We start from the raw sequence: 19,115 nt of genomic DNA, 5'->3' as shown, positions 1-19,115 counted from the left end.
ACTCAGTTCGCCGGGGTCACGCTCATCGCCAGGGTCCATTCATCGGCCCTCGCCGCATGGGTCACGCCACGGCGCACCGCCCAGAGATTCACCTGGTGGTGCAGCGGCACCAGCCCGACGTCATTCATCGCCAACTCCGTCGCGCGGATAAAAACCTGCTGGCGCGCGGCGTCATCCATCGTGGCCAATCCTTCAGCCACCATGCGGTCGAGGGCCGGGTTGCTGTAGCGCGACCGGTTCGACGCGCCCTGCCCCGTCGCACGGTCATAGGTCGCCAACAGCGATCCCAGGGGTGAGGAGGGTTCCGCGGTGTCGATCCCCCAGCCACCAAAAATCATGCTGTAGTCCTGCCGGCTCGCCCCGGTGATCCAGACGGCAAAAGGTAGCGCCTGCACCTGGGTCTGGATGCCGGCACGGGTCAGCATCTGGCCGAGTGCCTGGCAGATGCGCTCATCATTCACGTAGCGATTGTTGCTGCAATGGATGGTCAGGTTGAAACCGTCGGGGTAGCCGGCCTCGGCCAGCAACCGCTTGGCGCCATCCACGTCGAAGGTCGGCGGCGGCAAGGTCGGCGTCCAGCCGAACCAGTTGCGCGGCATCACCTGGCCGGTGGCCTCGGCCGCGCCATCCATGACGCGTGACACCATGGCGTCGCGGTTGATCGCCATGCTGACGGCGCGACGCACGCGCAGGTCGCGGAACGGGTTCACCGGCAGCGGCCGGCCCTGCCGGTCGGCGACAAAGGGCGACTGGCGCTCAAGATGGTCGACGAAGACATACATGTTGCGGTTGGAGATCGCGCGGCTGACCTGAAACCGCGTGTTGCGTTCGATCCGTTGGATATCGGCCGTCGGCAGGGCGTCGATTACATCCACGTCGCCCGCCAGCAGCGCCGCGACGCGGGAGGCCGGGCTGCGGACGAAGCGCATCGTCACCGTGCCCCAGGGCTGCACGCCGCCCCAATAGGTCGGGTTGCGCGTCATCACGATGTTGTCGCCCCGGGTCCAGGAGACGAAGCGATACGGCCCGGTGCCGATCATCGCACGGCCTTCGTTGTAGTCGGCCGTTGTCGCACTCGCGCCATGCTTGCGCGACACGATGCCAAAGGTGCTGAGGTAGACCGGCATCAAGGGAAACGCGCTGGCCGAGCGGAAGCGGATGGTATGCGCATCGACCACCGTGGTTTCGGCGATCTGGCGGATATACAGGCCGAAGGACGATGGGCTGTTCGGCACGCTGGGCGCGCGGCCGATGGTGAAGGCCACGTCATCGGCCGTGAACGGCGACCCGTCGTGCCAGGTGACGCCTTCGCGCAGCTTGAATTCCCAGGTCGTGTCGTCGATCGCGCGCCAGGACACCGCCAGTCCCGGCAGCAGGCGCTGTTCGGGGTCCTGCAGGATCAGCGCGTCGAAGAAATGCGCCGAGACCGCCTTGTTGGGCGCCAGGTTGTGGAAGTGGGGATCGACCGAGGTGATCTCGGCCTCCACGGCGATGCGCAGGTTCGGTTGCGCCGCGGCGTCCTGGAGGCCGATCCCGGACAGGAGCGCGCAGGCAAGGAGGAGTCGTCGCATCAGGGTCATCGCGATGGTGTCCTGGTTCGTGGCGGGCAGGCTTCGCGCCGCGGCATGTCGCGCCAGGATAGTCGCCCCTCCCCGGGGCCACAGGCCCTCGTGAGCCATCGCAGGGCCTGCCGAACGCCGTATGCAGACGCGCTTTGTGCAGACTGCCCATCGGCTGCGCCGATCTGCCGGAACAGCGGGCAGAAATGCGCCGCACCCTCGCCGCTGCTGGCCACGACGCCGCGCCGAATTGTCGACGATATCCCACACGGGCGACGAGAGGTGCTTAGCGGCGGGTCAGGCTGGTGATGTTTTAGGCTGGCTTCACCCGCGATCCCGCCCATCAGCCCGATAAAGCGACACGGCGTGGCGATCAGATTGTGGACAACGCCCCGTGCCGACGGTGCCATGCGGCCTGCCGCCACCGGAGATTCGCGTGACCCCCCATCCCGTCCAGCCACTATCGCCAGACGCGCCCCAGTTCAGCCGCGTCCATGACCCGCGGCATCCGCTCACACGCCCCTATGTGCCGCAGGCCGCGGCCTTCGCCAGCGGGGCGCTGACACCACGCGCATTCCTCGAAGCGCGCATCGCGACCTTGGAAGCCGATGAACCGGCCATCGCGGCCTTCGTCACCCTCGGGCTCGATGCCGCGCGCAGCGCCGCCGATGCGGCCAGTGCGCGGTGGAAGGCGGGACAGCCGCTGTCGCCGATCGATGGCATGCCGATCGTGGTCAAGGACATGATCGAGACAGCCGACCTGCCGACCCAGATGAACAGCCCCATCTTCCAGGGTTTTGACGCGCGACGGGATGCGGCGTGCGTATTGGCGCTGCGACAGGCCGGCGCGGTGGTCGTCGGCAAGACCGTCACCACCGAATTCGCCTGCGGCAATTCCGGGCCGACGCGGAACCCCTATGACACCAGCCGCACGCCTGGTGGATCATCGTCAGGGTCCGCCGCCGCTGTCGGGGCCGGCATGGCGAGCCTTGGCCTCGGGACGCAGACCCATGGCTCCACCATCCGCCCCGCGGGCTATTGCGGTGCCTATGCGCTGAAGGCGACGCATGGCGCGCTGCACGTCGGCGGTCTCGCCCCCCTGGCGCCGACGCTGGACCATCTGGGCTTGATCGGCGCGAGCCTGGAGGACGTCTGGGCCGCCGCCATGGCGATCTCCGTCCGGATCGGCGGCATGCCGCCGCATCCTGGGCTGGTGGGGCCGCTGGAGGCACCGCCCGCGCATCGACCCACCACTCTGGTGCGGCTGGACACGCTGGGCTGGGCGGAAACCCCGGCCAGTTCGCAGGCGGCGTTCGAAGATGCCGTGGCGCGCCTGGCACGCGGCGGCGTGCGGATCCTGGATGCCGGCAACGACCCCGCCACGGCGGCGCTGGAAGCCACGTTGCGCGGCATCAACGACTACGCCAACGACCTGCTGGCCTGGGAAGCACGCTGGCCCCTCTCCTCCTACCGCGCGCACGGCGCAGACCAGGTCGGTGGTCGCATCCATGACCTGCTGGCGCGCGCCGGGCGCCTCGATGCCGCGGGGTATGCCAGCGCGCTGAAAGAACGCGCGCGGCTGCGCGCCATGGTCGCGGATTTCGTGGGCCGGACCGATGGCTTCGTCATGCTGGCCTCCAGCGGACCCGCCATTCGCGACCATGCCTTCACCGGGTCACGCAATTTCGCCCTGCCCTGGACCCTGGTGGGCGCGCCCGCCTTTGCCCTGCCGCTGCTGGTGGACGAGGGCATGCCGCTTGGCGTGCAGGTCGCGGGTTTCGCCGACCAGGATGCCGCGGCCTGCGGCATCGCCGCCTGGGTCCGCGACACCTTGCTTTCCACCGATGCCTAGACGTCCGACACCTTTCCAGGAGCCCTGCCGATGATGCGTCGTCGTACCCTGCTGGCCACAGCGCCCGCCCTGCTTGCCGCCCCCGCCGTCTATGCGCAGGGCAGTTTCCCCAGCCGGCCCGTGCGCATGATCGTCGGCTTTCCGCCCGGCGGAACGACCGACATCGCGGCGCGGCTGATGGCGCAGAAGATGCAGCCGATCCTGGGCCAGCCGGTCATTGTCGAAAATCGCACCGGCGCCGGCGGTAATATCGGATCGGAATATGTCGTGCGAGCCGCACCGGACGGCTACACCGTGCTGCTGGGCACGATCGCCGGGCTGTCGATCAATCCCTCGCTCTACAGCAACATGAGTTTCGACCCGCAGGCCGACCTCGCGCCGATCTCGCGCGTCGCGATGATTCTCAATGTCCTGGCGATCCAGGCGCAAAAGCCCTGGCGCGATGCCGCGCAACTGATCGCGGCGTCCAAGGCCGCACCACTGACCTTCGCCTCCTCCGGCGCCGGCGGGGCGGGGCACCTGGCGGGCGAGCAGCTGAACGTGATGGCCGGGGTGCAGAATATCCACGTGCCGTATCGCGGTGGCGCGCCGTTGATCACCGACCTGATGACCGGCCAGGTGGATTTCGCCTTCACCCCAGCCTCCGGCGCGCAGCCCCAGGCGGAGACCGGGCGGCTGCGGCTGATCGCGGTCCCGACCGCGACGCGCAGCCGCTTGATGCCCGAGCTGCCCACCGTCGCCGAGGCCGGGCTGCCAGGCTTCGACATGACGGATTGGAGCGCGCTGATGGCGCCCCGCGGCGTGCCGGCGCCGATCATGGAAACGCTCATCCGCGCCACACGCGCGGCGCTGACCGATCCGGACCTGGTCGGCCAGCTCGCCCAGCGCAAGATCGACACGGTGCCCACGTCGCCGGAGGAACTCGCCGCCTTCATCAAGGCGGAGACGGACAAGTGGACGCCGATCATCCGCGCCTCCGGCGCCACGGCGAGCTGATCGTCGCAGGGCGTGTCCGACATCGCCGACCCGCCCCCGCGCACGGCGACGCCGCAGACCCACGCCGATCGCGTGTTCGAGGCGATCGAACGCGACATCGTCACAGGCCGGTTCCCCGGCGGCGGCCGCCTGGGCGAGGAGGCCCTGGCGGACCGCTTCGGCGTCAGCCGTGGCCCCTTGCGGGAGGCGCTACGACGGCTTGAAGGACGCGGCCTGGTCGTGCGCCTGCCGCATAGCGGCGTGCGCGTGGTCTCGCTCACCTCGGTCGACCTGGGGGAGTTGTATGAGATCCGGGCCAACCTTGAGGGCCTTGCCTGCCGCCTGGCCGCGCAGCGCATGACCGATGCCGAGATGGATAGGCTGGAGGCGCTGCTGCACCAGCACATCGAGGACGAGAAACTGCGTTCCGGTGAATCCTATTTCCAGGACCACGGCGCCTTCGATTTCCACTTCGCCATCGCGGCGCTGTCGAAATCCAGGCGGCTGGAACAGTTGCTCTGCCACGACCACTATTCACTGACGCGGCTGTTTCGCTTCCATACCGGGAACAAGCGCGGCCGGCCGCTACGTGCCTACAAGGATCATCTGCAGATCTGCGACGCGCTGCGGAACCGCGATGGCGAACTGGCCGAACTGCTTATGCGGCGCCATGTCGAGGCCGCGCGGCGGGAGCTGGAGGCGATGGACCTGACCCGTCAGCCCTGATGCGCGCATCCCAGGCGGCCTTGTCCAATGGCCGCAACGGCAGGATGTCGCGCATGCGCCCCACGAACGGAAACCGCGTCAGATCCGAGGACGAGCAACCGCCACCGTCGCACAGCAGGATGCCCCCCGCCGCCAAACCCGTGTAGGAGGCGCGGAAATGCGCCGATGACTTCACCAGCACCACCTGCCGCGCCGCCAGGTCGATGCCGAGGCCAAGGAAGGCCTGGATGTCATAGGCCTGGATGCGTTCGGTCGTGACGATGATGCGGCCGTTCCCTATGCGCAGCACGGCGCCCGGCCCGCCCTCCAGCAACTCCCCGGTCATCATCGGGCCGATGTTGCGATAGGTGATGTCGCCCAGCCATTCCACGGTGGCGGGCGCGGTGAAACTGCCGCCGACCGTCGCGTCGAACTGCCCGCCGAGGCCGGCACGCGCTGCTTCGCGCGCCAAGGCGCCGTCCACGAAGAAGCCGGCGGCATAGTCCAGCCCCTGCCCGACCAGCCAGGGCAGCAGGCTGGCAGTTTCGCCGGTGCCGCCACCGCCCGGATTGTCGCCGGTATCGACCACCAGCAGCATGCCGCGCCCCATGCCGGAGAGGATCGGCCCCGTTACCGCCGCAAGGTCCGGCACCGGCTCCAGCAGAGCCGCGCGCCGGTCCCAGACCGCATCGGCCAGCGCCAGGATCGCGGCATCCTGCGCGGCGGGCGCGCCGCCGGTGGCCAGGATGCTCATGCCCGTCCAGTCATTGTCGGCGAAGTGGAAGCCGCCCATCAGGGTCAGGTCATCCAGCCCGTATTGGGCAGCAAGCGCATTGCCCAACACCACCAGGTCGCCGACGGCGCTGCCGGGCGTATTGGTTTCCTGCCGCGGCAGGCCGCTCGCGATCGGCAGCAGCACGCGCCGGGTCTTGCGGCGCGCCACACGGCTGGCGATGGCCAGTTCGGCCAGGCGGCGGCCGCGGTCGAAGGTATCGGTGTGCGGATACAGTTGCCCGCCGATCAGCAGGTCCACGCTGTCGACCAGCAGCGGGTCGATATTGGCGTGGAAGTCCAGCGTGCTGCCGATGATGCAGTCGGGGCCGACAATGGCCCGGACATCCGCGGCGACATCGCCCTCTGGCATCGCGCAGCCCTCGACCACCAGCGCGCCGTGCAGCAGCAGCAGCACGACATCCGGCTGCCCCTCTGCGCAGATGGCGCGTAGCGAGGCGAGCAGCGCCGCGCGCATCTCAGCAAACGCATCGGCCAGCACCGCCCCGCCAGGGTGGCTGGACATGCACAGGCCGATGGCGAGATCGGCCCCCGCCGCGTCGCAGCCCGCGATGGCGCCACCCAGCCAGTTGCGGGTGGCGCCGAAGCGGCGGCGCACCTCCTCGCCCTCGCACCAATGCCGCGCCTTGAAATCCCGCACCGCGATGGGCAGCGGCGAAAAACCATTCGCCTCGTGGTTGAGTTGCAGCAGCGCGACGCGCATCGACATCAGCCTTTCAGGGCGCGGCGCAACCCAACCACACGCTCCACCAGCACCATCAGCAACATCGACACCATTATCAGGATCACGGACAGCGCCGCGATCTGCGGATCGGTGCGGAATTCGATGTAGTGGTAGATCGCGAGCGGCAGCGTGCTGACCCGGTTGGTGGCGATGAACAGGGCGATCACCGCCTCATCGAAGGACACCAGGAAGGCGATGACCCCACCCGCCAGCAGGCCGGGTGCCGCTAGCGGAAGCGTGACACGGCGGAACACGGTGATGGCGGAGGCCCCATGCACCCGCGCCGATTCCTCGCTGGCCGGGTCGATCGAGGCCAGGCTCAGCGACACGGTGCGGATGACATAGGGGATGGTGATGCCGACATGCGCCATGATCAGGCCGGTATAGCTGTCCAGCAAATCGACCGGCGCCAGCACCAGCAAGATGCCGACGGCCAACACGATATGCGGCACCAGCAGCGGCGACAGGAACAGCGCCGACAAGGCGCCGCGCCCCGCGAATTTCTGGCGCGTCAGCAGCAGCGCCGCCGGAACCCCCGCCGCCAGCGCCAGCAGCGCGGACACCACCCCGACCAGAAGGCTGACGCCGAAGGCGCGCACAAAACCCTCGTTCTTCGCCACCGCAATGTAGGAGCCGAAGGAGAAACCAGCCGGCGGAAACGACAGGTAGGGCCGCGTGTCGAAGGAAATCACGAAGACCACCAGCAGCGGCGCCAGCAGGAAGATATAGATCGCCGTGATCAGCGCGCCCCAGGATACGCGCGTGAGGAGGGAGGCTTTCATGCCACCTCCTCCATCCGGCGCATCAACCGGCTGTAGACGAACATGATCAGCCCAAAGATCACCAGCAGCAGCATCGACAGCACCGCCGCCACCGGCCAGTTCAGCGTGACCGTTGATTCGTTGAAGATCTCGGTGCCGAACACGAGCACCCGGCCGCCACCCATCAAGCGGGGCGTCACGAAGGAACTGATCGCCAGCACGAAGACCAGCAGCATCGCCGTCATGATACCCGGCAGCGACAGCGGCAGGATCACGCGCAGGAACACCCGCAACCGGCTGGCACCGTGCAGGGCCGCCGCTTCCTCATGCTCCGGCTTCAACCGGCCTAGCCCGGACAGGATCGACAAGACCGCATAGGGCATCAGGATTTCGACCAATGCGATCACCGCACCCGTCGTGTTGTTCGCCAACGCCAACGGGCGCCAAATCAGCCCCGCCGCCCGCAGCGTGCCGTTCACCAACCCTTGGTCGGACAGGATGATCATCCAGCCATAGGTGCGCACGACCGTCGATGTCAGCAGCGGCGCGATGGCGAGCGTCACCAGCACGCCGCGCCAACGGCTTTGCGTGCGCGCCAGGAACAGGCCGAGCGGATAGGACAGCAAGGTCGCGAGCACCGCGACCATCGCCGCCAGCATCAGCGTATTGCCAGCCAGCTTCCAATAGAACGGGTCGGTCAGCACCAACGCGTAGGTTTCGGTGGTGAAGCCAGGCTCTTCCTGCGTCGAGAAGGAAATCCCCACCAGCCAGGCCAGCGGCAGCAGGAAACTCACCCCGATGAAGGCCAGCCCCGGCACCAGCAACCCAAAGCGCAGCGCCAGCGCACTCACGCCGCGGGTTCCGGGATCAGCACCGCATCCTCCGGCTGCCAGCCCAGGGTCACCGTGTCGCCCGGCGCGATCGAGGCACCACGGGCGAAGCGATTGAGCGCGATCAGATGCGGCCCGACGCGCACGGTCGAGCTGACGAGTTCGCCGGTATAGACGGCGCTCTCGACAACGCCGGTCACCTGGTTGGTCATCCTGTCGTCAGGGCCGACCAGGGACACACGATGCGGCCGCAGCATCAGCGTGGCGGGACCGCGGGCGGAGCCTTCGATGCGCAGGGGGCCGATGCCCTCCACCATCATGGCGCCGTCCTGCGTCTCACCCGTCAAGAATGTGCCATCGCCGATGAAGCCCGCAACGAAGCGGGTCGCCGGGCGGTCGAAGATGTCGGCGGGTGCGCCGATCTGCTCGATATGCCCGGCCGACATCACCGCGATGCGGTCGGCGGCGGCCAGCGCCTCGGTCTGGTCGTGGGTGACGAAGATCGCGGTGGTGCCGGTGCGGCGCTGCAGGTCGCGGATTTCCCCGCGTAGTTCGTCACGCAACTTGGCGTCGAGGTTGGACAGCGGTTCGTCCAGCAGCAGCAGGCTCGGCTCGATCACCAGCGATCGCGCGATGGCGGCACGTTGCTGCTGGCCGCCCGACAATTGGTTGATGCGCCGCGCGCCCTTGTCGCTCAGCTTCACCAGATCCAGCGCCGCCTGCACGCGGGCCGCGCGCGCAGCCTTCGGCACGCCGCGCATTTCCAGCCCGAAGCCGACATTCTCGGCCACGGTCAGATGCGGCAGCAGCGCATAGGATTGGAATACCATGCCCATGTTGCGCTTGTGCACCGGCAGGGCGGCGATCTCCCGCCCGCCGACGCGGATGGAACCGGCGGTCGGTTCGATCAACCCGGCGATCATGCGCAGGATCGTGGTCTTGCCGCAGCCGGATGGGCCGAGCAGCGCCAGCATCTCGCCCTTTTCCAGCGTGAAGCCGACCCGGTCCACCGCCGGCGGGTGGTCGCCATAGGCCTTGGTCAGGCCACTGGCGACGACGTAGGACTCACCCATCAGCCCGCGATGACCTCACGCCGGATGCGCTGGATCAGCGCGTTGTTGTTGCGGGTGAACCAGGGCCAGTCCAGGTCCATCTGCTTGGCGCGCACCTCGGGCGATCCGAAGATGCGGGCCGCCAGGGGCGGCGCCAGTTCCGCCTTGCTGTTGGTCGGGCCGTAGAACAGCGATGCGGCAAAGGCTTTCTGGGCCTCCGCGCTCAGCGCATGGTTGATGAAGGCCTGTGCAGCGTCGGGGTTCGGCGCCCGGTTGACCAGGTTGATCGTGTTGACCTGCGGCGCCGTCCCCTCGATCGGGACGATGCAGGCGAATTCGCCGTTGCTGTCGTCCTGATTGGCCTGGCCGCGCGCGTTCCAGCCGATGCCGATATCGATCAGGCCGGAACGGATGGCCGTGTAGATGTCGGGCTGCGGCTCATAGGTCTGCACATTGGCGGCAATGCGCTTCAGCATCGCCAGCCCCGGATCGACCGAGGTGCGGTAGTCGGTGTTCGCCATGCGGTTCAGCAGCGCCAGCAACACCGTGCCACGCACATCGCCGATCGGCATGCCAGCGCGGCCGCGATAGGCCGGATCGGCCAGATCCGCCCAGCTTGCCGGCACCTTGGTCACCCGCTTCGGCGCGTAGAGCATGACCAGCACGTCCTGCGTCAGCGCCGCGCCCAGGTTGCCCTCGGGCCGGCCCCAGTCCGGCAGATCGGCCAGGTTGGTCACCACGGCGGGATCCAGCGCCGCGAAAAGCCCGTCGCGGTTATTGGCCGCGGCGATGGCCAGATCCATGATGGCGATGTCGAAGGTCGGCCGGTTGCGGCCGGTCCGCAGCAGCGCCGTGACATCGGCCGAACCGCGGACGGGACGGAACGTCACCTTGATGCCGGGGTTCCGCTGCATGAACGGGTTGATGACCGTCCGGGTGTAGTGATCCTCGAAAATGCCGAAATAGCCGACGACGGTGATGTCACCGGTCGGGTCGGCGGCGCGGCCGAGGCGGGGTGCCGCCAGGATGGCGGCGCCGGCCAGCAAGGCGCGGCGCGGAATGGCGAGATCGGTCATCTTCAATGTCCCCAGACTTGATGCAGCAGGCGTAGCCAGTTCTGGCCAAGGATCTTTGTCACAAGCGCCGGGCTCCAGCCACGGGCCAGCATGGCGGCGGTCAGGTTTGGCAGCTTGTACACCTTGTCGACACCGGCCGGCTTGTTGATCTTCACCGAACCGAATTCCGTCAGGGTGCGTGCCGTGCCCTTATCCTTGTTCGCCCAAAGCAGCCAGGGGCCGGGCCGGGCGTGGCCCTGGCTATAGTCCGTTCCGACTGCGACATGATCTTCGCCAACCAGCGTGATCACATGCTCCATCGCGTCCAGCACGTCATGCACCGTGGACTCATTGCCCGCCTTCAACCCGGGCGAGAAGAAGCTGGTGCCGATGATGCCGCCACGACGGGCGCATTCGACGAAGAGCTCATCCGGCTTGTTGCGCTTCACATCGCGCAGCGACCGCGGCAGGACATGGGTCATGCAGACCGGATTCTTCGAGTAAGCGATGGTATCGGCGCTGGTCTTGTCGCCGACATGGCTCAGGTCGCAGAGCACGCCCACCCGCGTCATCTCGTCCACGACCTCCCGCCCGAAGCCGGTCAGGCCGCTGTCATGCTCCTCCAGGTAGCCGGCGCCCGACAGGTTCTGGGTATTGTAGGTCAGTTGCATGATGCCGACCCCCAGGTCCTTGAAGATCTCAAGGTAGTCGAGCCGGTCCTCGATGCAGGACGTGTTCTGCCAGCCCATGATGATGCCCGTGCGGCCTTCGGTCTTGGCGGCATGGATGTCGGCGACGGTCTTGACCGGCCGGATCAGGTCGGCGTTTTCGGCGAAGCGCCGCTTCCAGTTGGTGACTTCGTCGATGCCGTCGCGAAAATTCTCCCACAGCACGTTGCTGGCATTGACGGCCGTATAGCCGCCGGTGCGGAGTTCCTCGAAGATCGAACGGTCCCAGTTGCAGGTATGCAGCGCATCGACGACGACCGACTGGGCATGCAGCGCGCGGGCCTCGGGGGTCATGATAATGTCCATGGCTCAGGCCGCCGCCAAGGCGCGGTCGACGAAATCGAGCCTGTCCTGCCCCCAGAAAATCTCGCCATTCACCACGTAGTTCGGGGTGCCGAAAATGCCGATGCGCTCGGCCTCGGCCAGGTTGCCGCGCCACTCGGCGGTGATCTCCGGCGGATGCTCCTCGACGATCAGCGGCACGCCAGCCTCGCCGACCGTGGCGCGGGCGATCGCGTGCAGGGTCGGCACATCGGCGATATCGCGATCCTCGGCCCAGAGCGCCCGCTGCACGGCGAAGGAAAACGCCGGTGCATCCAGCCCGGCGCGCTGCACGGCGATCACGCTCTTCGCCGCGATCTCGATGGTGCGGCAGGGATAGAAGCGCGGCACCAGTTGCAGCGGCATGTTGAGGAACTTGCGCCAGCGATCCAGTTCCAGTGCGTGGTAATCCTGTCGCGGCTGTTCGCGGGTGCGCAGCGGGATCCCGCCATTGGCCTCGATCACGCGGATCGGCCGCAGTTCCAGCCGCGCGCCATGCTTCTTCGCCAAGCCATAGGCCCGCTCCGCACCGAAATAGGCCCAGGGGCTGGAGATGCCGTAGAAGATCTGGAGAAGTTTGCCGTCAGGCATGTGCGGGCTCGCTGTCGCTGGGGTTGGGGGCGGGCATCCATTCGTCGCCGTTCAACTCGGCTTTGTCATAGGCCGCGAAGCGCGCCTGCAGATCGTCGACGTCCTCGACATACAGGCTGCGGGCCAGGCCTTCGGCCAGGCGTTGCGCGCCAATGGCGACGGAAGGGATGCCGCTGGTCAGCTTCCCGTGGGTCAGCACCGCGGGGTAGTTGAAGGCGCTGATGTGCTGCAGCGCCGGGCATGCCCCGGGCACGCGTTCCTGCAATTCAAAGCCGGGGCCGAGGTCGGGGTGGGCCGCCAGGCCCGCATCCTCCCGCCCCGCTTCCGGCCTGTGGGTATCCGCCCAGCGACGGATGTGCGGCCCGATCACCGCCAGTTCCGGCCGGGCGTCGATGTCGATCGCGAAGCCGGTGGCGAAGATCAGGAAATCCAGCGCGACATCGCCCTTCGGCGTTCGCGCCAGCAACGCACCGGCCCGCACCGACAGGGCCTCGATCGGGCTGCCGACGTGGAAGCGGGCATTGGCGTGGCTGGAGACACGCAGCACGCTATGCCGTGGCGGTGGCAGTTGGGCCTGCTGCGCCTGGCGGAACAGCGACCACTTCACCTCCGCCGGCAGGTCCTGGAAGCCATAGGCCGTGCCGCGCCCGGCGATGGCGCCCAGCCTGTCCATGCGCGGGATCGCATCGCGCCGGATCAGCAGGTCGACCGAGGCGGCCCCGGCCTCCAGTGCCGCCGCCGCATTGTCCATCGCCGAGGCCCCTGCCCCGACCACGCCGACGCGCTTGCCGACCAGCGCCGTCATGTCGATGTCATCGGCCGAATGCGCCCAGAACCGCCGGTCGATCCCCTTCACCACCGGCGGCACATAGGGCGCGCCCAACCCGTCCAGCCCGGTCGCCAGCACCACCCGGCGCGCCAGCACCGGCGCCGCCTGGCCGGCGATGCCCAAGGCCAATAACCCGTCCGGTTGGGGCGTGATCGCCGTTACCTCGGTGTCGTTCCGCACCGGCAGGTCCAGCACGCGGCGATACCAGACAAGGTATTCCATCCACATCGCGCGCGGGATGCGGTCCAGCGCGGTCCAGGCCCTGGCGCCGAACTGCGCCTCGAACCAGGCACGCGGGGTCAGGGCGGGAACGCCTAGGGCGGGGCCCGTGATTTCCTTGGCCGTGCGCAAGGTCCGCATGCGGGCATAGGTCACCCAGGGCCCTTCCCGTCCCGCCGGCGCTCGGTCGAGCAGCACGATATTGCCCAGGCCGATGAACCGCAGCGCGGCGGCGGCGCAAAGGCCCGAAAGCCCGCCACCGATGATGGCGACATCGACCACCCCGGGCTTCGGCGTCAGCCACGCCTTCGCCGGCAGGTTCAGCAGGTCGAGCTGATGGGCCAGTTCCGCTTCAAGCGCCGCCAGGCCGGTCATGATGCGGGTTCCAGTTCCGTGGCCAGGGTTTCCGCGCCATTGGGCTCACACATCCGCAGCCCCGGCACCAGGCCCATCAGCAGCCCCGGCATCAGCGCGATCAAGTCGCGCAGCAGCGGCGGCAGGGTCCGCCCGGTCGTGGTGACCGCGCCGTAGCGGAACGGCAGGGCGACATCGATCGGCCGCATGACCAGCCCCTCCAGCGGCGCACCGGTGGGGGTCAGCGGCTCGATCAGCGCGATGCCCAGCCCCGCGCGAACCGCGCCGAGCGCGCTGAAGGAGGTATTGGTGTCGAGCGGCACCTGCCGCGACAGCCCGGCCGCGCGCAGCGCCTCGTCCACATGCCGACGCTGGCGGTAGGGGTTGGCGGTGGTGATCAGGCGCCGCCCATCCAGCCCCCGCAGCGGCAGCACCGCATGCTCGGCCAAGGGGTCATCCGCACGCAGCACGGCGACGCAATCGACCTCCGCCACCCAATGGATGTCGAACCCCGGGCTGCGCAGTGGCAGGCTGCACAGGCCCAGGTCGCTGATACGGCTCAGCAGCAGGGCCACCACCTCCTCGCCCCCCACGGCGCGCAGGTTGATGGCGGTGTCCTCGATCCCTGGCAGGGCCGCGATCGCCTGGGTCAGCAGCCCCGTGGCAAAGGCCGGGATGGCGGCGATTTCGAGCGGCGGCGTCTCGCCCCGGCGGATGGCGCCGGCGCGGTCGCGCAACTGTTGCAGCCCGGCCAAATGGCGGTCGACCTCGACATGGAACAGGCGGCCCCGTTCGGTCGGCACCACCCCACGGCCGCTGCGATCAAGCAGGCCGAAGCCAAGGGCGGTTTCCAATTCCTGGATCTGCCGCGTCACGCCCGGCTGCGACCGGCCCAGCAACTGGGCCGCGGCCGTGATGCTGCCCGACGCCATGACTGCGCCGAAGGCTTCCAACTGGCGGAGGTCGAGTGCGTCGGTCATGCGATATATGTATGAGTGAACCCATCATATATCGCAAGCGCATGTTTAGGCGGGGTCGCGACCCGCCGCTTCGGCCACCGTCTCCAGTGCCGCCGGCATGCCCGTAAAGACATGCGCATGCATGGCCGCCGCGGCATCCGCAACCCGCCCCTCGGCCAGCAGGGCGATGATGGCCTCGTGCTCCTCCGTCGCGCGGCTGGTGCGCAGGCTGCGGACCAGCAACGCATGGCGCAGCGGCTCCCCCACCTCGTAGATCACCTGCATCGCCCGTTCGAGCGGATCATTCGGCGCATGCGCCCGCAAGGTCGCGTGAAAGGCGATGTTGGCTTCGATATAGCGCTCGACATCGCCGGCATCCCGGTGCCGGCCCATCAGCGCATTGACCGCGCGCAGTTCGGACAGCAGCGCGGGTGTGATGCGGCCGACCAGCCCCTCGACCACATGTCGTTCCAACAGGGCGCGGAGTTCGTAGAGCTGCCGCACCTCCGCGGCATCCACCTGGCGCACGCGAAAGCCGTGGCGCGGCGCATGGGTCACCAACCCACGGCGTTCCAGCAGATGCAGCGCCTCCCGGATCGGGCCGCGCGAACACCCGTATTCGGCCTGCAGCGCCTGTTCGCGCAGCGCGCCGCCGGGCGGGTGCTGGCCCAGGATGATGGCGCGCCGAATCTGTTCCATCAGGTGATAGGGGATCGGCTGCGGCAATAGCCGGGCCTGGCCGTTATCCGGCGGGAGCGTGCTGGTCCTGCTGGCGTGGCTACCCATGGCTGGCTCCCTCCCGACTCTTTTCGCCCGGGGATTGTCGACAAATCACAAAATAGCCCCTAGCGTCCCGGCAACGCAAACATCCGTTCGCCGCATGAGGCGCGACCGGCCAACTGCACACAGGCCGCCATCCTGAGCGGCCAGGGAGAGGAAGATGTCCGTGTTCGCACGTCGTGCCATTCTGCTGGCTTCGGCCGCCGGCGCCGTCCTGCCGCTGCGCGCCCGCGCCGCGGGCTTCCCGGACCGCACCATCCGTATCGTCCTGCCCTTCGCCCCCGGCGGAAATTCCGACATCGTCGCGCGGCTGGTCGCCCCGCAGATGGCGCAACGGCTCGGCCAGGCCGTGGTGGTGGACAACCGCGCCGGGGCCGGCGGCAGCATCGGCGCCTCCGCCGTCGCGCGCTCCAGGCCCGATGGCTACACGGTGTTGTTCGGGTCGTCCGGCCCGCTATCGGTCAATCCCGCCGTGCAGGCGAACCTGCCCTATGATGCGGTGCGCGATTTCGCGCCGGTCGGCCTCGTGTCCCGCACGCCGCTGGCGCTTGCCGTCACCGCGTCCTTGCCGCCCCGGACGCTGCAGGAGCTGATCGCCTATTCCAAGGAAAACCCCGGGCGCGTCACCGTCGCCTCCGCCGGCACCGGCAGTTCCACGCATCTGGCGATCGAGTTGTTCAACGCGGCCTCCGGCGCCGGCCTGGTGCATGTGCCCTATCGCAGCGGCGGCGACCTGATCCCCGACCTGATGGCCGGCAATGTCGCCTCCACGATGACCGAGATCTCCACCGCCATGCCGCTGCACCGCGAACAGCGCATCCGCGTGCTGGCGGTCGGCTCGACCCAGCCCTCCGCCATGGCGCCGGGTATCCCGACCTTCATCCAGGCCGGCCTGCCCGGCTACACCGCCGGCAGCTACGCCGCCCTGGTCGTGCCGACCGGCACCCCCGCCGATGTGGTCGAAACGCTCCGTGCCGCCCTGGCCGGCGCGCTGACCGACCCCGCGCTCCTGACCCGCTTCCGCGAAATGGGCATCGACGCCGCGACGGGCGATGAGGTCACCCCAGCGGGCCTCGCCACGATCCTGCGACAGGAATTGGATGAATCGCGCCGCGCTGCCGACATCGCCGGCGTGAAACCGTGACCGGCAGCGTGCCCTGGTCGGCCGGCAGCGCGCCGGCCCGACTGCGCGCACCGCCCGGCGCCACCGACAGCCACCACCACATCTACGACGACCGCTTCGCCTACGATCCGGCGGCTGCCCTGAAGCCGGGGAATGCGACGGTCGCCGACTACCGCCTGCTGCAAGCGCAGATCGGCACCACGCGCAACGTGGTCGTGCAGCCTTCCAGCTATGGCACCGACAATCGTTGTTTGCTCGATGCGCTGGCCGGCTTCGGCACGGCCGCACGCGGCGTCGCGGTCGTCGATGAATCAGTCACGGACGCGGAACTGCGTGCCATGGACGCGGCCGGCGTGCGCGGCGTCCGCGTCAACATCGCCCGTGCGGGCGGCCCATCGGTCGCCAGTATCGAGGCGCTGGCCCGGCGGGTCGCGCCGCTCGGCTGGCATGTGCAGATCCATACCCTGGCCGATGCCTACCCCGCACTCGCCCCCGTCCTGGCCGGCCTGCCCGTGCAGGTCGTCATCGACCACCTGGGGCGCCTGCCGCAGCCCGAGGGGCTCGGCCACGCCGCCTGGCCCGCACTGCGCGCGCTGGTCGATACCGGGCGCTGCTGGGTGAAGATTTCCGGCGCCTACCACGACAGCCGCACCGGTGCGCCCGCCTATGCCGACACAAGCGCCGTCGCCCGCGCCTGGATCGACGCCGCCCCCGAGCGGCTGGTCTGGGGCACCGACTGGCCGCATCCCTCAGCGACCGCCGGCGAAAAACCGCTGCCCGACGACGCGGTGATGTTCGACCTGTTGGAATCCTGGGCACCATCCGAGGCACTGCGGCAGCGCATCCTCGTCGAGAACCCTGCCCTGCTCTACGGCTTTGCGGAGAGCGATTGAATGCTCAAGGTCTTTCTCACCTACACCGACGAGGAATTCGCCAATTACTACAGCGCGACGGGCCTCGCCGCGCTGCAACAACATGCCAATGTCGTGCGCAACACGACCGGCCGCGTCCTGCGCGATGCGGAACTGGCCGAGGCCGCAGCGGGCTGCCAGGTCATCGTCGCCCATCGCTCCGCCCCCGGCACCGCCGCGACCTTTGCCGCGGCACCCGACCTGGTCGCCTTCCTGCGCGGCGCGGTGGACATCAGCACGATCGATGTCGCCGCCGCTTCGGCGCAAGGCATCCTGGTGACGCATGCGACCGCCGGCTTTTCCGTGGCGGTGGCCGAACTCGGGCTCGGCATGATGATCGACCTGGCGCGCGGCGTGTCGCGCGCGGGGGCCGAGTATCGCGCCGGCCGCATGCCGGCACCGTTCAAGGGCATCCAGCTTTCCAGCGCGATCCTGGGGCTGGTCGGATATGGCGCCATCGCGCGCCGGCTCGCGGCCCTGGCGCTCGGCATCGGGATGCGGGTGCAGGTCTACGATCCCTATGTGACCTCGGCCGAACCGGGTGTCGTCCTCAGCCCGTTCCGCGAGGTCCTCGCGACGTCGGATTTCGTCGTCTGCCTCGCCCTTTCGACACCCGAAACAGCCAATCTGTTCAATGCCGAGGCTTTTGCCGCGATGCGGCCCGGCACCAGCTTCATCAACCTGTCGCGCGGCCAGTTGGTCGATGATGGGGCGCTGGAGGCGGCGCTGGACAGCGGCCACCTGCGCGGCGCGGGACTGGATGTCGGCCGCGCGCCCGACCAGATGCCATCGCCCCGCTTCACCGGTCGGTCCGACGTGGTCGTCACGCCGCATATCGGCGGGCTGACGGCTGAGGCACGCGAACACCAGACCATGGACACCGTGCGCCAGGTGGCGGCCCTCGCGCAGGGGCGCATGCCCGAGAACGCGGTGAACGCCGATGCGGCGCATCGCCTGAGCAGGCCCAAAATAAAGTAAAACAAAATAGGGAAACGGAACCGATGACCAGACCACCATCGCGTCGCGACCTGCTGCACCTGTCGCTGACCATGGCCGCGTTGCCCCTGGCCGGCGCCAGTGCGCAGACCGCCGACCGCTGGCCGACGCGCCCGATCCGCCTGATCGTCGCCTTCGCGCCAGGCGGCTTCACCGACATCGCCGGCCGCTTGCTCGCCCAGGCCCTGTCGGTGGATTTGGGCCAGCCCGTGGTGGTGGAGAACCGCGCGGGTGCGGCCGGGCTGATCGGCACGGAAGCCGCCGCCCAGGCGCCGCCGGATGGCTATACCCTGCTGCTTGGCACCATCAGCACCCATGCGATCAACATGGGGCTGTATCGCCAGCTTCCCTACGATCCGCAGCGCAGCTTTGTCGCCGTATCCGGCGTGGCCGCGGGGCAGCTTGTGCTGGTCGCGCATCCTTCGGTCAGGGCGACCAACGTGGCCGAATTGATCGCCCAGGCCAAGGCGCAGCCAGGCCGCCTGACCTATGGCTCCGGTGGCAATGGCACCACCAGCCACCTGGCCGGCGAATTGTTCAAATCCATGGCTGGGATCGACCTGCTGCATGTCCCGTTCCGCAGCCCTGCGCCGGCGGCCTCGGCGCTTCTGGCGGGCCAGGTGGATTTGATGTTCGATACCGTGCCCACGGCACTGCCGCAGGTGCGCGGCGAGAAGCTGCGCGCGCTGGGCGTCAGTTCGCGCGAACGCGTGCCCGAACTGCCTGCCGTTCCAGCGGTGGCCGAGACCCTGCCAGGCTTCGACACAGGCACCTGGGTGGGGCTCTTCGCCCCAGCCGGCACGCCGGCCGCGATCGTGGCGCGGATCGACACCGCGACCCGGCGCGCGCTGACCAGCCCCGACATGCGGGGCCGCCTGACCGAACTTGGCATGCAGCCCATGGTCGCCGGGCCGGATGACTTCGCGGCCTATGTGCGGTCCGAGATCGACCGCTGGGTGGGCGTGGTCCGCGCGGCGGGCATCACCGCCGACTGACGGG

The 19,115-nt window shown here is 68.7% G+C and carries 18 protein-coding genes and 1 pseudogene; 7 read left to right on the top strand and 12 right to left on the bottom strand.

What is annotated here, in order from left to right:
• Positions 1-2 precede the first annotated feature (2 nt).
• Positions 3-1,571, bottom strand: coding sequence for an ABC transporter substrate-binding protein (locus ACQW02_RS10680; protein ID WP_431285225.1), 1,569 nt, complete (start codon positions 1,569-1,571; stop codon positions 3-5).
• A gap of 424 nt (positions 1,572-1,995) precedes the next feature.
• Between ACQW02_RS10680 and ACQW02_RS10675 the strand changes: the two genes are divergently transcribed.
• From ACQW02_RS10675 to ACQW02_RS10665, 3 genes are read left to right on the top strand one after another with little or no spacing between them, the layout of a single operon-like run.
• A complete protein-coding gene (locus ACQW02_RS10675; RefSeq protein WP_431285224.1) occupies positions 1,996-3,411 on the top strand; it encodes an amidase in 1,416 nt (471 codons plus the stop codon).
• 30 nt (positions 3,412-3,441) lie between these two features.
• A complete protein-coding gene (locus ACQW02_RS10670) occupies positions 3,442-4,407 on the top strand; it encodes a Bug family tripartite tricarboxylate transporter substrate binding protein (protein WP_431285223.1) in 966 nt (321 codons plus the stop codon).
• Between the two features lie 12 nt (positions 4,408-4,419).
• A complete protein-coding gene (locus ACQW02_RS10665; protein WP_431285222.1) occupies positions 4,420-5,112 on the top strand; it encodes a GntR family transcriptional regulator in 693 nt (230 codons plus the stop codon).
• Here the strand turns inward: ACQW02_RS10665 and ACQW02_RS10660 are convergent.
• The 11 genes and pseudogenes from ACQW02_RS10660 to ACQW02_RS10610 form a co-directional block, all read right to left on the bottom strand.
• Positions 5,045-6,592, bottom strand: a complete 1,548-nt coding sequence (locus ACQW02_RS10660) for a M81 family metallopeptidase (protein WP_431285221.1) — start codon at positions 6,590-6,592, stop codon at positions 5,045-5,047. The two genes, ACQW02_RS10665 and ACQW02_RS10660, sit on opposite strands and share 68 nt — an antisense overlap.
• On the bottom strand, positions 6,592-7,389 hold the full coding sequence (locus ACQW02_RS10655) for an ABC transporter permease (RefSeq protein WP_431285220.1): 798 nt from the start codon (positions 7,387-7,389) through the stop codon (positions 6,592-6,594). The genes ACQW02_RS10660 and ACQW02_RS10655 overlap by 1 nt, the downstream gene beginning before the upstream one ends.
• Positions 7,386-8,219, bottom strand: coding sequence for an ABC transporter permease (locus ACQW02_RS10650; RefSeq protein ID WP_431285219.1), 834 nt, complete (start codon positions 8,217-8,219; stop codon positions 7,386-7,388). Before ACQW02_RS10650 ends, ACQW02_RS10655 begins: the two co-directional genes overlap by 4 nt.
• Positions 8,216-8,410, bottom strand: a complete 195-nt coding sequence (locus ACQW02_RS10645; protein WP_431285890.1) for a TOBE domain-containing protein — start codon at positions 8,408-8,410, stop codon at positions 8,216-8,218. Before ACQW02_RS10645 ends, ACQW02_RS10650 begins: the two co-directional genes overlap by 4 nt.
• 330 nt (positions 8,411-8,740) lie before the next feature.
• Positions 8,741-9,178, bottom strand: a pseudogene (locus ACQW02_RS10640) (ABC transporter ATP-binding protein); the annotation flags it as partial.
• 92 nt (positions 9,179-9,270) lie between these two features.
• A complete protein-coding gene (locus tag ACQW02_RS10635) occupies positions 9,271-10,326 on the bottom strand; it encodes an extracellular solute-binding protein (protein WP_431285218.1) in 1,056 nt (351 codons plus the stop codon).
• A 2-nt stretch (positions 10,327-10,328) separates the two neighbouring features.
• Complete coding sequence (locus tag ACQW02_RS10630) at positions 10,329-11,327, bottom strand: membrane dipeptidase (protein ID WP_431285217.1); 999 nt, start codon at positions 11,325-11,327, stop codon at positions 10,329-10,331.
• A 15-nt stretch (positions 11,328-11,342) separates the two neighbouring features.
• Entirely contained in the window at positions 11,343-11,945 is a 603-nt protein-coding gene (locus ACQW02_RS10625; protein ID WP_431285216.1) for a 2-hydroxychromene-2-carboxylate isomerase, read from the bottom strand.
• On the bottom strand, positions 11,938-13,368 hold the full coding sequence (locus tag ACQW02_RS10620) for an NAD(P)-binding domain-containing protein (protein WP_431285215.1): 1,431 nt from the start codon (positions 13,366-13,368) through the stop codon (positions 11,938-11,940). The genes ACQW02_RS10625 and ACQW02_RS10620 overlap by 8 nt, the downstream gene beginning before the upstream one ends.
• On the bottom strand, positions 13,365-14,327 hold the full coding sequence (locus ACQW02_RS10615) for a LysR family transcriptional regulator (protein ID WP_431285214.1): 963 nt from the start codon (positions 14,325-14,327) through the stop codon (positions 13,365-13,367). The genes ACQW02_RS10620 and ACQW02_RS10615 overlap by 4 nt, the downstream gene beginning before the upstream one ends.
• Positions 14,328-14,372: 45 nt before the next feature.
• Entirely contained in the window at positions 14,373-15,092 is a 720-nt protein-coding gene (locus ACQW02_RS10610) for a GntR family transcriptional regulator (RefSeq protein WP_431285213.1), read from the bottom strand.
• 154 nt (positions 15,093-15,246) lie between these two features.
• Between ACQW02_RS10610 and ACQW02_RS10605 the strand changes: the two genes are divergently transcribed.
• The 4 genes from ACQW02_RS10605 to ACQW02_RS10590 are packed head-to-tail and all read left to right on the top strand — an operon-like array spanning position 15,247 to position 19,111.
• On the top strand, positions 15,247-16,230 hold the full coding sequence (locus tag ACQW02_RS10605; RefSeq protein ID WP_431285212.1) for a Bug family tripartite tricarboxylate transporter substrate binding protein: 984 nt from the start codon (positions 15,247-15,249) through the stop codon (positions 16,228-16,230).
• On the top strand, positions 16,227-17,102 hold the full coding sequence (locus ACQW02_RS10600) for an amidohydrolase family protein (protein WP_431285211.1): 876 nt from the start codon (positions 16,227-16,229) through the stop codon (positions 17,100-17,102). Before ACQW02_RS10605 ends, ACQW02_RS10600 begins: the two co-directional genes overlap by 4 nt.
• Complete coding sequence (locus tag ACQW02_RS10595) at positions 17,103-18,098, top strand: NAD(P)-dependent oxidoreductase (RefSeq protein ID WP_431285210.1); 996 nt, start codon at positions 17,103-17,105, stop codon at positions 18,096-18,098. It begins immediately after the preceding gene.
• Between the two features lie 23 nt (positions 18,099-18,121).
• The gene (locus tag ACQW02_RS10590; protein WP_431285209.1) at positions 18,122-19,111 is read left to right on the top strand and encodes a Bug family tripartite tricarboxylate transporter substrate binding protein; all 990 of its coding nucleotides are present in this window, start codon (positions 18,122-18,124) and stop codon (positions 19,109-19,111) included.
• Positions 19,112-19,115 lie beyond the last annotated feature (4 nt).

The organism is Humitalea sp. 24SJ18S-53 (genome assembly GCF_050632385.1).
Lineage (GTDB): Bacteria > Pseudomonadota > Alphaproteobacteria > Acetobacterales > Acetobacteraceae > Humitalea.
Note: the sequence above shows the minus strand (reverse complement) of the source record. Positions and strands in the feature narration are given on the sequence as shown.

Coding starts and splice junctions, on each gene's coding strand:
- ACQW02_RS10615 (WP_431285214.1), bottom strand. CDS start 14,327: ATGACCGACGCACTCGACCTCCGCCAGTTGGAAGCCTTCGGCGCAGTC.
- ACQW02_RS10680 (WP_431285225.1), bottom strand. CDS start 1,571: ATGCGACGACTCCTCCTTGCCTGCGCGCTCCTGTCCGGGATCGGCCTC.
- ACQW02_RS10595 (WP_431285210.1), top strand. CDS start 17,103: ATGCTCAAGGTCTTTCTCACCTACACCGACGAGGAATTCGCCAATTAC.
- ACQW02_RS10670 (WP_431285223.1), top strand. CDS start 3,442: ATGATGCGTCGTCGTACCCTGCTGGCCACAGCGCCCGCCCTGCTTGCC.
- ACQW02_RS10590 (WP_431285209.1), top strand. CDS start 18,122: ATGACCAGACCACCATCGCGTCGCGACCTGCTGCACCTGTCGCTGACC.
- ACQW02_RS10660 (WP_431285221.1), bottom strand. CDS start 6,592: ATGTCGATGCGCGTCGCGCTGCTGCAACTCAACCACGAGGCGAATGGT.
- ACQW02_RS10655 (WP_431285220.1), bottom strand. CDS start 7,389: ATGAAAGCCTCCCTCCTCACGCGCGTATCCTGGGGCGCGCTGATCACG.
- ACQW02_RS10620 (WP_431285215.1), bottom strand. CDS start 13,368: ATGACCGGCCTGGCGGCGCTTGAAGCGGAACTGGCCCATCAGCTCGAC.
- ACQW02_RS10605 (WP_431285212.1), top strand. CDS start 15,247: ATGTCCGTGTTCGCACGTCGTGCCATTCTGCTGGCTTCGGCCGCCGGC.
- ACQW02_RS10610 (WP_431285213.1), bottom strand. CDS start 15,092: ATGGGTAGCCACGCCAGCAGGACCAGCACGCTCCCGCCGGATAACGGC.
- ACQW02_RS10630 (WP_431285217.1), bottom strand. CDS start 11,327: ATGACCCCCGAGGCCCGCGCGCTGCATGCCCAGTCGGTCGTCGTCGAT.
- ACQW02_RS10645 (WP_431285890.1), bottom strand. CDS start 8,410: ATGACCAACCAGGTGACCGGCGTTGTCGAGAGCGCCGTCTATACCGGC.
- ACQW02_RS10625 (WP_431285216.1), bottom strand. CDS start 11,945: ATGCCTGACGGCAAACTTCTCCAGATCTTCTACGGCATCTCCAGCCCC.
- ACQW02_RS10635 (WP_431285218.1), bottom strand. CDS start 10,326: ATGACCGATCTCGCCATTCCGCGCCGCGCCTTGCTGGCCGGCGCCGCC.